Origin of the sequence: Streptomyces cinereospinus (genome assembly GCF_042430725.1) — a bacterium.
Taxonomy (GTDB): domain Bacteria; phylum Actinomycetota; class Actinomycetes; order Streptomycetales; family Streptomycetaceae; genus Streptomyces; species Streptomyces cinereospinus.
The window spans coordinates 17,600-29,225 of record NZ_JBHMCY010000088.1 but is presented as its reverse complement, the minus strand read 5'-3'; the positions used below and the strand labels follow the sequence as shown (position 1 = coordinate 29,225).

General features: G+C 74.0%; 8 protein-coding genes, 1 tRNA gene and 1 pseudogene. 5 read left to right on the top strand and 5 right to left on the bottom strand.

The window, feature by feature from the left end:
• The 5 genes and pseudogenes from ACFF45_RS31310 to ACFF45_RS31290 all read left to right on the top strand — a co-directional run.
• Positions 1-771, top strand: a pseudogene (locus ACFF45_RS31310) (DNA polymerase III subunit gamma and tau); the annotation flags it as partial.
• A 135-nt stretch (positions 772-906) separates the two neighbouring features.
• Positions 907-2,160 carry a phosphoribosylamine--glycine ligase gene (gene purD, locus ACFF45_RS31305; RefSeq protein ID WP_381350166.1) on the top strand — a complete coding sequence of 418 codons (1,254 nt, stop codon included), beginning with the start codon at positions 907-909 and terminating at the stop codon, positions 2,158-2,160.
• Positions 2,161-2,462: 302 nt separating this feature from the next.
• The gene (locus ACFF45_RS31300; protein ID WP_381350165.1) at positions 2,463-4,820 is read left to right on the top strand and encodes a hypothetical protein; all 2,358 of its coding nucleotides are present in this window, start codon (positions 2,463-2,465) and stop codon (positions 4,818-4,820) included.
• A gap of 488 nt (positions 4,821-5,308) precedes the next feature.
• On the top strand, positions 5,309-6,808 hold the full coding sequence (locus tag ACFF45_RS31295) for a N,N-dimethylformamidase beta subunit family domain-containing protein (RefSeq protein ID WP_381350164.1): 1,500 nt from the start codon (positions 5,309-5,311) through the stop codon (positions 6,806-6,808).
• Positions 6,809-6,897: 89 nt separating this feature from the next.
• On the top strand, positions 6,898-7,797 hold the full coding sequence (locus ACFF45_RS31290) for a phosphoribosylaminoimidazolesuccinocarboxamide synthase (RefSeq protein WP_381350163.1): 900 nt from the start codon (positions 6,898-6,900) through the stop codon (positions 7,795-7,797).
• A gap of 109 nt (positions 7,798-7,906) precedes the next feature.
• On the opposite strand, the gene ACFF45_RS31285 is transcribed toward ACFF45_RS31290, so the two are convergent.
• The 5 genes from ACFF45_RS31285 to ACFF45_RS31265 all read right to left on the bottom strand — a co-directional run bounded on the left by ACFF45_RS31285 (position 7,907) and on the right by ACFF45_RS31265 (position 11,569).
• Positions 7,907-7,979: transfer RNA gene (locus ACFF45_RS31285), tRNA-Gly, on the bottom strand.
• A 23-nt stretch (positions 7,980-8,002) separates the two neighbouring features.
• A complete protein-coding gene (locus ACFF45_RS31280) occupies positions 8,003-8,611 on the bottom strand; it encodes a response regulator (RefSeq protein WP_381350160.1) in 609 nt (202 codons plus the stop codon).
• Positions 8,608-9,828: a sensor histidine kinase gene (locus ACFF45_RS31275; protein WP_381350159.1), complete on the bottom strand. Its 1,221-nt coding sequence runs from the start codon at positions 9,826-9,828 to the stop codon at positions 8,608-8,610. Before ACFF45_RS31275 ends, ACFF45_RS31280 begins: the two co-directional genes overlap by 4 nt.
• A gap of 20 nt (positions 9,829-9,848) precedes the next feature.
• Entirely contained in the window at positions 9,849-10,613 is a 765-nt protein-coding gene (locus ACFF45_RS31270) for an ABC transporter permease (RefSeq protein ID WP_381350157.1), read from the bottom strand.
• Positions 10,610-11,569, bottom strand: coding sequence for an ABC transporter ATP-binding protein (locus ACFF45_RS31265; protein WP_381350156.1), 960 nt, complete (start codon positions 11,567-11,569; stop codon positions 10,610-10,612). The genes ACFF45_RS31270 and ACFF45_RS31265 overlap by 4 nt, the downstream gene beginning before the upstream one ends.
• Between the last annotated feature and the right edge of the window lie 57 nt (positions 11,570-11,626).

The window sequence follows — 11,626 nt, the reverse complement described above, 5'->3', positions numbered from 1 at the left end:
CCGGGCGGCTGGCCCACCGCCGCGCCCCCCGGCGGCGGCCGCCCCCCGGCGGCGCCCGGCCCGTCCGCCCCGGCTCCCACGCCCGTGTCCGCCCCCGCACCCGCGTCCGCCCCGCCGGCCTCACCACCCCCCGCCGGTGGCCTCGACCCCCGTTCCCTCTGGCCGAACATCCTGGAAGCGGTGAAGAACCGCCGCCGCTTCACCTGGATCCTCCTCAGCCAGAACGCCCAGGTCACCGGATTCGACGGCACCACCCTCCACCTCGGTTTCGTCAACGCCGGCGCCCGGGACAACTTCGCGAGCAGCGGCAGCGAGGACGTACTGCGGCAGGCGCTGGCCGAACAGTTCAACGTGCAGTGGAAGATCGAGGCGGTCGTCGACCCCTCGGGCGGTGGCGCGGCTCCCCCGTCTCCGGGCAGCGGCGGCGGAGGCGGTTACGGCGGCCCCGGGGCCTTCGGCGGCCAGGCCGCCGGCGGCACCGCGAGCGGCTACGGCGGCGGTACGCCCGCAGGAGCCGCCGGCGGTGCCACGACCGCCCTGCGCCCGGCACCGGCCCAGCCCACGGCGGCCGGCGCCCGGCCCGCCGCGGCACCGGCCGCCGCCCCCGCGCCCCCTGCCCCGCCCGCCGCCCCCGAGCCGCCTCCGGTCTCCCTGGAGGACGACATCCCCGAGGACGACGACCCGGACCTCGTCGAGTCGGCCCTCTCCGGCCAGGAACTGATCGTGCGGGAGCTGGGGGCGACGGTGATGGAGGAGTTCTCGAACGACTGACCCCGGGACACGGGCGGGACAAGGGCCGGCGGCTTCCCGCGGCCCACATCTTCGGAGGAAGCCACGACGCCCGGCGCCCCACCCCTTCGGCAGCCCCCACAAACCCGTCACACCCATTCCCGTTAGGCTGACCCCGTGAAGGTCCTCGTCATCGGTACCGGCGCCCGCGAACACGCCCTGTGCCGCTCCCTGTCCCTCGACCCCGCCGTCACCGCGCTGCACTGCGCGCCCGGCAACGCCGGCATCGCCGAGGTCGCCGAGCTGCACCCCGTCGACGCCCTGGACGGCGCGGCCGTCACCGCGCTGGCCACGCGGCTCGGCGCCGATTTGGTGGTCGTGGGTCCGGAGGCCCCGCTGGTCGCCGGGGTCGCGGACGCCGTGCGCGAGGCGGGCATCGCCGTCTTCGGCCCCTCCAAGGAGGCCGCGCGGCTGGAGGGGTCCAAGGCCTTCGCCAAGGACGTCATGGCCGCGGCCGGTGTTCCCACCGCCCGCTCGTACGTCTGCACGACCCAGGCGGAGGCCGACGAGGCGCTCGACGCCTTCGGCCCGCCGTACGTCGTGAAGGACGACGGCCTCGCCGCGGGCAAGGGCGTCGTCGTCACGGCCGACCTCGACGCCGCGAAGGCGCACGCGGGCGCCTGTGAGCGCGTCGTCATCGAGGAGTACCTCGACGGCCCCGAGGTCTCCCTCTTCGCCGTGACGGACGGCGAGACCGTCGTCCCGCTCCAGCCCGCCCAGGACTTCAAGCGGGCCCTCGACGGCGACGAGGGCCCGAACACCGGCGGCATGGGCGCGTACTCCCCGCTGCCCTGGGCCGACCCGAAGCTCGTGGACGACGTCCTCCAGAGCGTCCTGCAGCCGACCGTGGACGAGCTGCGCCGCCGCGGCACCCCGTTCTCCGGCCTGCTCTACGCCGGTCTGGCGATCACCAGCCGGGGCGTGCGGGTCATCGAGTTCAACGCCCGTTTCGGCGACCCGGAGACCCAGGTGGTCCTGGCCCGCCTGAAGACCCCCCTCGCCCGCATCCTCATGGCCGCCGCCACCGGCGACCTCGCCGGCCTCGAACCGCTGCGCTGGAGCGACGACGCGGCCGTCACCGTCGTCGTCGCCTCGCACAACTACCCAGGCACCCCCCGCACGGGCGACCCGATCACCGGCCTGGACGAGGTGGCCGAGCTGGACGCCCCGCACGCCTACGTCCTGCACGCCGGCACGCGGCGCGACGGCGACTCCGTCGTCAGCGCGGGCGGCCGCGTCCTGTCCGTCACCGCGACGGGCGCCGATCTGGGCGCGGCGCGCGAGCGGGCGTACCGCGCCGTCGCCCGGGTCCGGCTGGACGGCTCCCAGCACCGTACGGACATCGCGGCGAAGGCGGCGACGGGCGTGTAAGCCAGCCCTCCGCTTCCTTCCGCCATCAGCTGTCTGACCAGGCACTCCGCAGGCCCCGGATCCCTCTCGGATCCGGGGCCTGATCTTTGCCCTCCGTCACCCACCTTTCCCCAAAGCCATTCCATCGAGTGACCGATGTCCTATCCGGCTGACGGGGGCCGGGGCCCCAACTAGGGTGCGGCGCAAGCGTTCAAGCACTTGGCCCACCGGCATTGCGATGTCAGTGGCGGATGCCACAGTGGGGGAGTGAGCAAGACCAGGACAGCCAGGACCGCCAGGACGGGAGGGGGTGAGGTCCGGACGTGACCGGCATCGGTGTGGAGACGGGGACGCAGACCGCGCGTGCCCGGGCGCTGGCCGTGCTGCGGGTCCGCAGCCGGGCGCTGGCCGTCGCGGTGCTGCCCGCGGCCGTCTCCGTGGTGCTGCTGGCGGGCGGGGCCACCGGCCACCTCGTCGGCATGGGCTGGGACGCCGCCCGCTGGGCGGTGGGTGGGGTCGCGCTCCTCGTGCTGGCGGCCGCCGCCGGCTTCGCGCTGCTCCTCGCCCGCGCCCGCCCCGCCATGAGTCCCACGGTCCCGATCGCCGAGGAAGCCGCCCCCGACCTCTACCGGCTGGTGCGGGACCTCGCCGACCGCCTCGACGTCCCCGCCCCCTCCGCCATAGCGCTCACCCCGGACTGCGACAGCTGGCTGGAGGACCGCACCCATCCGGCCCACGGCCCCCCGCCCCCGGCGGACGACCCCGATCCGACGGCGGGCCCCGGACGACGCCCGGGTCATCGCCGTACGACGGCCAGCCCCGTCCTCGTCATCGGCTCCCCGTTCCTGTGGTGGATGCGCGTCGGCGAGCTGCGCGCGGTCCTCGCCCCGGTCGTCGCCGGTACGGGGCCCTCGGCGCACCCCGACATAGCCGCCGCCCGGCGCTTCGTGCGGGGCCTGGACGCGGCCGTCGCCGTCACCTCGGCGCCGGGCCGCCGAACCGGGTTCGGCGCGGTGTACGCGGGCGCCGGCCGGCTGGCCCGGCTCCTGCTGCGCGGCTGCCGGGCGGACGCGGCGGAGATGGAGCGCGGGGTCGCCGCCGCGGCGGCCGAGCGTGCACAGGCTGTGGATTACGGGCTGCGGATCGTCGCGCAGGAACAGGTCGGGCTGGCGTACGCCGGCTGGGACCGCCTGCTGACCCGGGTGGCGCTGCCCGCCTGGCGGATGGGCCGCTGGCCGTCCCGGCTGGACGCGGGCGTCGTCGCGGCCCTCACCGAACTGTCCCGGCGCGACCGCCTGGCCGAGGGCTTCACCTCCCGGCTCGGCGAGCGTCCCGCCTGCGACCTGCTGGAGGAGCCCGGCCTGGTGGACGAGGCCACCTCCCTCCTGGCCGCCCGCCTCTTCCACGGGGGCCCGGCGGAGTCCGGCCCCGACTGGTCGCCGGTGGACTGGCAGGAGTACCCGGACGAGGTCGTCGACCGCGCCTGGCGCACCGACGCGGCCCGCCTCCACCGGGTCCTGGACACCCTCGGCGTCCGCCGCACGTCCCGCGACACCGAGCCCGGCCCCACCCTGTCCCGCGTCCTGGACCACCTCACGGGCCCGCCCGCCGCGCCCGCGCACACCGGCTCGGTCCCGGACCCCGAGGCGCTCACGGACGCCCGCACAGACACCACGGACCCCAGGGACACCTCGAACCCGGACTCGGACTCCCCCCGCGACCCGCTCCCGAGCACGGACCCGCTCCCGAGCACGGACCCGCTCCCGAGCACGGACCCGCTCCCGTCTCCGCACCCCGGCACGGACACGCCCCGAGACGCGCACCCCGGCACAGACGCACCGCCGGACGCCCGCACAGGCACCGGCCCGAGCGCAGACGCACTCCCGGACGCCCGCACGGGCACCCGCCCGGACCCGCACGTGGGCCCGGACCTGCACGTGGCTCCGGACGCGGGCGCAGATCTGCACGCGGCCCCAGCCCCGGACGCGGGCCCGGACCTGCAAGCGACCCCGGACGCCGCCCCGGACCCGCAGGGGACCTCAGACGTACACCGAGACCCACACGCGGACCCAGCCGCAGCGCTGTACACGGACCCGGACCTGGCCCGGGACCCGGACCTGAGCCCCGACCGGGACCTGGCCCGGGACCCGGCCCTGAGCCCGCCCCCGGACCTGAGTCCTGACCCGGACCCGGAACTGCCCCCGCCCCCGGATACGACCTCCAACCCGAATCCGGTTCCAGCCCCGGCCCCAGCCCCGGAAGACCCCCTACCCCCCGACCCCCGAAGTGCCGCCCTCGCCGCAGGCATCACCGCGGAGCTCGCCCGCGAGGAGGCCACCGGTTCCGCACCCCGGGCAGCGGCCCCCGCTCCCGCTCCCGCCCCCGACGTCCTCTGGGACGACGGCGTCCTCCCGCTCTTCCCCCTCCAGCCCCCACGCACCCCCCGGGAACTGCTCGCCGACCACGTCACGGCGATGGTCTGCTGCGCCGCGATGGACACCGCCGGCGCGACCCCGGGCCTGGACTGGCTCGACGGCCCGTCCCTGCTGGTCAAGGGCGAACGTGCCGCCGACCTGACCCCCAGGGTCCTGAGCCTGATAGAGGACGGCGACCCCGCCCCGCTGAGAGCGTGGCTGGCCGAGGTCGGGATACGCCCGGACAAGCCCGTACGCCTCGTCTGAGCCGGGCCGTCACCGCCCGCCCCTCCGGCCCGCGGTCTCAGCCGCCGCCTCCGGAACCCCCACCTCCGGAACTATCTACTCCGTTTTCGGTCAATTCGAAACGAATCGTGACGGAGTCCGTGCTTGATGTGATGTGCTGGGTAGGGAACGCGCACATGGCAAACGCACTCGACATAAAACAGTCGTACGAACGCGGCGGCACCCTGACGCCAGGCCAGACCAGGCCATACCGCCCGTGCCGCCCGTGCCGCACAGCACCCCGCACCCTTGCATCACACACCTGCACCAGGCATCACGCACCACCGCACCCGAAAAGTCGCACCCGAGCAGCCGCCACACCCGAAAGCCACACCCGAAAGCCACACCGGAAAGCCACACCCGAAAGCCACACCGGAAAGCCACACCCGAAAGCCACACCGGAAAGCCACCGCACCCACAGAGCAACCGCACCACCACCACAGCACGGTGCCGAGGGAGGGGAAGCGACCATGGGGTCGGAGCAGATTCGCCGCTGGGAGTCGGGAGCACTGGCACACGCCGTGACGGATCCCTTCGGCCAGGGCCCGCTTCCCTGGCTGCGTGGCAGCGAGACGTACTTCGACGACACCGGCCAGGTGGTCCCCTGGTACGTGGACCCGGCCACCGGCGCCCAGCAGCCCCCCGGCGCCGGCACCCCCCGCGTCCCCGCCCCCCGCTCCGGCGGGCCCCGGGCGGCCGACGACGTGCACCGCCAGATCAAGGGCTTCGTCTCCACCGGCGCGGCCGCCCCGGGAGAGGCCGTCGACTTCCACGTCACGGTCGACCCGCCGCAGGAGTTCGCCGTCGACATCTACCGCATCGGCCACTACGGCGGCGACGGCGCGGCCAAGATCACCACCAGTCCCCGGCTCTCCGGCATCGTCCAGTCCCCGCCGCTCACCGCCGACCGCACGGTCTCCTGCCACCACTGGTGGCTGTCCTGGCGGCTGCAGATCCCGTCGTACTGGAGTGTCGGCGCGTACGTCGCCGTGCTCACCACCGCCGACGGCCACCGCTCCCACGTGCCGTTCACGGTCCGCGACGACCACCCGGCCGACCTGCTGCTGTTGCTGCCGGACATCACCTGGCAGGCGTACAACCTCTACCCCGAGGACGGCCGCACCGGCGCGAGCCTCTACCACGCCTGGGACGAGCACGGCCGGCTGCTCGGCGAGGCCGACGCCGCGACGACCGTCTCCTTCGACCGGCCGTACGCCGGTGCGGGCCTGCCCCTGCACGTGGGCCACGCCTACGACGTCATCCGCTGGGCGGAACGCTACGGCTACGACCTCGCCTACGCCGAAGCCCGCGACCTGCACGCCGGCCGGGTCGACCCCACCCGCTACCGGGGCCTGGTCTTCCCGGGCCACGACGAGTACTGGTCGACGGCCATGCGGCGCACGGTCGAGCTGGCCCGCGAGCAGGGCACGTCCCTGGTCTTCCTCTCCTCCAACACCATGTACTGGCAGGTGGAGCTGGGCCCGTCCCCGTCCGGCACCCCGGACCGTCTGCTCACCTGCCGCAAGCGCAAGGGCCCGGGCAGACCCGTGCTGTGGCGGGAGATCGACCGCCCCGAGCAGCAGCTGATCGGCATCCAGTACGCAGGCCGGGTCCCCGAGCCCCATCCGCTGATCGTCCGCAACGCCGGGCACTGGCTGTGGGAGGCGACCGGCGCGCACGAGGGCGACGAGCTCGCGGGCCTGGTCGCGGGCGAGGCCGACCGGTACTTCCCGCGCACCCCGCTCCCCGAGCACGACGAGCGGATCCTGCTCGCCCACTCCCCGTACTCCGACAGCGGGGGTGTCCTGCGCCACCAGGAGACGTCCCTCTACCGGGCCCCCTCCGGCTCGCTGGTCTTCGCGGCCGGGACGTTCGCCTGGTCCCCGGCCCTGGACCGTCCCGGCCACGTGGACCCGCGGATCCAGCGGGCCACGGCCAACCTGCTGGACCGCATCTGCAAACGCGACTGACCGCCACGCGCACCCCGAGCCCCGCTGTCCGCCCGCCTCCCCGCATACGGGAGAATCGACCCACTTGGACAGAACCACGGGGAGGAACCGTGTCCGGATTCGTCGAAAAGCCCGAGCCGACCGAGGTTCCGGGCCTGGTGCATCTGCACACCGGCAAGGTGCGCGAGCTGTACCGGAACGAGGCGGGCGACCTCGTGATGGTTGCCAGCGACCGCATCTCCGCCTACGACTGGGTGCTGCCGACCGAGATCCCCGACAAGGGCCGCGTCCTCACCCAGCTCTCCCTGTGGTGGTTCGACCAGCTGGCCGACCTGGTCCCCAGCCACGTGCTGAGCACCGAACTGCCCGAGCACGCCCCCGCCGACTGGGCGGGCCGCACCCTGGTCTGCAAGTCGCTGAACATGGTGCCCGTGGAGTGTGTGGCCCGCGGCTACCTCACCGGCTCCGGCCTCGTCGAGTACGACGAGTCCCGCACGGTCTGCGGCCTCGCCCTCCCCGAAGGCCTGGTCGACGGCTCGGAACTGCCCGCCCCGATCTTCACCCCCGCGACCAAGGCCGAGGTCGGCGAGCACGACGAGAACGTCTCCTATGAGGAGGTCGCCCGCCGGGTCGGCGCCGACACCGCCGCCCGGCTGCGCCAGGCCACCCTCGCCGTCTACTCCCGGGGCCGTGACATCGCCCGCGACCGGGGGATCGTCCTGGCGGACACGAAGTTCGAGTTCGGCTTCGACGGCGACACCCTGATCCTCGCCGACGAGGTCCTCACCCCCGACTCCTCCCGCTTCTGGCCGGCCGACCAGTGGCAGCCGGGCCGCGCCCAGCCGTCGTACGACAAGCAGTACGTCCGCGACTGGCTGACCTCGGCCGAGTCCGGCTGGGACCGCAGGAGCGAGCAGCCGCCGCCCGCGCTGCCGCAGCAGGTGGTGGACGCCACCCGCGCCAAGTACGTGGAGGCGTACGAGCGTCTGACGGGCACCCGCTGGTCGTAGCGGAACGAAAAAGGCGGAACGAACACCCGCTGGTCGTAGCGGAACGAAAAGGCGGAACGAAAGGGCGGAACGAAAAAGCCCCCCGGCCGGAACCGAGGGGCTCATCCAGAGCGGACGACGAGGCTCGAACTCGCGACCTCAACCTTGGCAAGGTTGCGCTCTACCAACTGAGCTACGTCCGCAGTGCGCCGTGGCGCGACAGCAACTATACCCAACCTCGCTGCCGAGCGAGACGCACCGCCGCATGCCGGTTCTCCACCCCGAGCTTCGACACGGCCGACGACAGGTAGTTCCGTACGGTGCCCTGGGACAGTGCGGCCCGCTCGGCGATCTCGGCGACGGGCGCCCCGTCGGCGGCCAGCTCCAGCACCTCGGCCTCCCGCGCGGTGAGCGGCGAGTCCCCGGCGGAGATGGCGTCGGCCGCCAACTCCGGATCGACGTAGCGGTTTCCGGCCTGGACGGTGCGGATGATCTCCGCGAGCCGCTGAGCGCTGACCGTCTTGGGCACGAACCCCCGCACGCCCGCCGCGAGCGCCCGCTTGAGATGCCCGGGCCGGCCGTGGCTGGTGACGATCAGCACCTGGCAGCCGGGCAGTTCGGTCCGCAGCGATGTGGCCACCTTCACACCGTCGGCGCCGGGCATCTGCAGATCCAGCACGGCCACGTCGGGCGCGTGCGCCCGGGCCATCGCCAGCGCCTCCGGCCCGCTCGCCGCCTCGGCGACCACCACCAGATCATCCTCCAGCGACAACAGGGCGGCCAGCGCACCTCGGATGAGATGCTCGTCGTCGGCGAGCAGCACGCGCACGGTCACGACGCCACTCCGGGCACCAACGGCACCTGCGCCACCACCCGGAACAGGTCCTGCCCGGCCGGCCCGGCCTCCAACGTCCCCTCGACCGCCACCAACCGCTCCCGCAGCCCGGCGAGCCCGGAGCCGCGTCCGCCCGCGCCGGCGGCCGTCGCCCCGTCGTTCTCCACCGTCAACACCACGTGCCCCTCCAGCATCCGTAGTCCCACCGCACACCGTCCGGCGTCCCCGTGCCGCAGCACATTGGTGGTGGCCTCCCGCACCACCCACCCCAGCGCGGACTGCACGTTCCCGGGCAGCCCCCGGGCCGCGTCCTCCCCGGACACCTCACAGGCGATCCCGGCCGCCGTCAGTACCCCGTGCGCACCGGCGAGTTCGACGCCGAGGTCGGCCTCCCGGTAGCCCCGGACGACCTCCCGCACCTCGCGCTGCGACTCCCGCGCGATCCGCTGCACCTCGATCATCTGCTCCACCGCCTCGGCCCGTCCCCGCCGCGCCAACTGCACGGCCAGCTCGCTCTTGAGCGCGATCACGGCGAGGTTGCGCCCCATCACGTCGTGCATGTCGCGCCCGAACCGCAGCCGTTCCTCCGCGACGGCGAGCCGCGTCCGGGTCTCGCGGGCGGCGTCGAGTTCATAGACGGCGTCCAGCAGCCAGACGGAGAAGACGCAGGTGAAGGCGAGGAACCCGGAGCCGAGCAGGATGACGAGCGTGACGACCAGCGCGGTCGTCACGGACATGCTCACCGGGAACGTCACGAGCCCGGCGCCCGCCGCGAAGCCGCCGACGACCGCGACCAACCGCCGCCTGTCGCGCGTGCCGAGCGCCATGACGCCGGCCCCGAAGATCAGGACGACACCGAAGACCGAGCCCGCCGCGGACGCGAACCCCTCGCGGTCCGGCACGTGCTCGGAGAGCGCCATGGCACCCACGGCGCACACGGCGGTGACCGCGGCGAGCGTCCACAGCAGACGCACGGGCCGCTCGCGGCGGCCGCGTGTCCAGTCCAGCGCCCGCGAGGCGGTCACGGCACAGGTCGCGGCATGCACGCCGACCATCAGCGTCAGCCAGCCGCCGAGCCGCGGGCCCGCGTTGCCGACGGCGGGCAGCCCGGCCGTGAGGAACTCGATCACCGCGAAGAAGTGGAACGAGTACCGGGTGTACGTCTCCACCTTCGCCGGGGTGCTCTTGCCCCGCCACCATCGCCCCGGCCTGGACACCTGCCCCCCACTCCCCTCCGTCAGCGCCGCGGTTCCCACCGGAACCACCGTCGTACAGCAAACAGGGCGACGGCGGTCCAGGCCAGCGCGACCACGACGGCGCCCAGCGCGTCGGACGCCGACAGGTTCCCGGTCCATCCTCCGCGCACCAGCGTGATGGCGGGCGTCAGCGGCAGCAGCTCGCACACGGAGGCCAGCCGGTCGGGCAGCACCTCCAGCGGGACGGCCAGACCCGAGCCGAGCATGGACACGAACATCATCGGCAGGCTGGTCACCTGGGCGCTCTCGGCGGTGCGGGTGAACGCGGCGGTGACCGCCGCCAGCGCCACGCACAGCACGAGCCCCAACAGCACCCCGACGACCGCGAGATGAGGCGCGGGCGGCGCTCCGAGGTCCAGCAGGACGGTGCAGCCGGCCGCCAGCAGCACGCACTGCACCAGCCCGATCGCGGAGGCCGGCAGCGCGGCCCCGACCAGGATCTCCGGGTCCCTCAGCTCACCGGTGCGCAACCGCTTGAGCACCAGCTCCTCGCGTCGCACCACATACGCGTTGGTGAGCGCCGCGTACACCGCGAAGAGCAGTGAGAATCCGACGGCGGCGGGCAGCAGGACGGTCCCGGCCGTCAGCCCGGCGTCCGCCAGGTCCATCCCGCTGATCGCCGACCGCACGCTCAGCGGCAGCAGCAGCGGGACCAGCACCGCCGTCACGAGGGTCGCCCGGCTGCGTCCCAGCAGGGTCAGTTCCGCCCGCGCGAGGGCGTTCATCCGTCCGGTGACCGTGGTCATACGGCCGCCACCCCCTCCTTCTCCGTGGCGGACATCCGCCCGGCGATCCGCAGGAACGCCTCCTCCAGCGAGGCCGACCGCACGTCCAGCCCCCGTAGTTCGACGCCCGCGTCGCGGGCCCACAGCAGCAGCCCCGTGGCGGCCCGCTGCACCTCGTGCGTCCGCAGCCGTACGACCCGGCCGTCCACCTCGTGCGCGACGATTCCCAGTTCGCCCAGGGACGGCAGATCACCGAGGACGTAGGACTCGGGCAGTTCGAAGGAGATCCGGGCCGGCTGGGACGCGGTCACCTCGGCGGGGGTCCCGGCCGCCGCGATCCGTCCCTCGTGCAGGATCGCCAGCCGGTCGGCCAGCCCTTCGGCCTCCTCCAGGTAGTGCGTGGTCAGCAGGACGGTGGTCCCGGTGTCCCGCAGCCGCCGGACCAGGTCCCAGGTGTCCCGCCGTCCCTCGGCATCCAGCCCGGTCGTCGGCTCGTCCAGGAACAGCACCTCGGGCCTGCCGAGCAGCGCCAGCGCCAGGTCCAGCCGCCGCCGTTCACCCCCTGACAGCTGCTTGACCCGTACGCCGGCCCGCCGGCCGAGCCCGACCAGCTCCAGCGCCTCGTCCACCGGCCGCGCCCCGCTCGTGCAGCCCGCCCACATCCGGACGGTCTCCCCGACGGTCAGCTCCGACGGGAAACCGCCCTCCTGCAACATCACCCCGGTCCGTGGCCGTACGGCGGCCCGCTCGGCGTAGGGATCGTGACCCAGCACCCGCACCCGGCCCCCGCTCGGTACCGCGAGGCCCTCCAGCAGCTCGACGGTCGACGTCTTGCCCGCCCCGTTGGTGCCCAGCAACGCGAAGACCTCGGCATGTTTCACGTGAAACGTGATCCCGCGTACCGCCTCGAACTCGCCCCCGTACACACGCCGCAGATCAGTGACCTCGATCACGTGCTCGTGTTCGCTTGTGTCCATGGCCTCAGCATTCCGGCGGCGGAAGGCCGGGAGCAGTGCGCCTTGTCATCACGGCCC

Bases quoted from the DNA above. Each gene is read 5' to 3' on its own strand.
- ACFF45_RS31295 (WP_381350164.1), top strand. From the start codon at position 5,309: ATGGGGTCGGAGCAGATTCGCCGCTGGGAGTCGGGAGCACTGGCACAC.
- ACFF45_RS31270 (WP_381350157.1), bottom strand. From the start codon at position 10,613: ATGACCACGGTCACCGGACGGATGAACGCCCTCGCGCGGGCGGAACTG.
- ACFF45_RS31265 (WP_381350156.1), bottom strand. From the start codon at position 11,569: ATGGACACAAGCGAACACGAGCACGTGATCGAGGTCACTGATCTGCGG.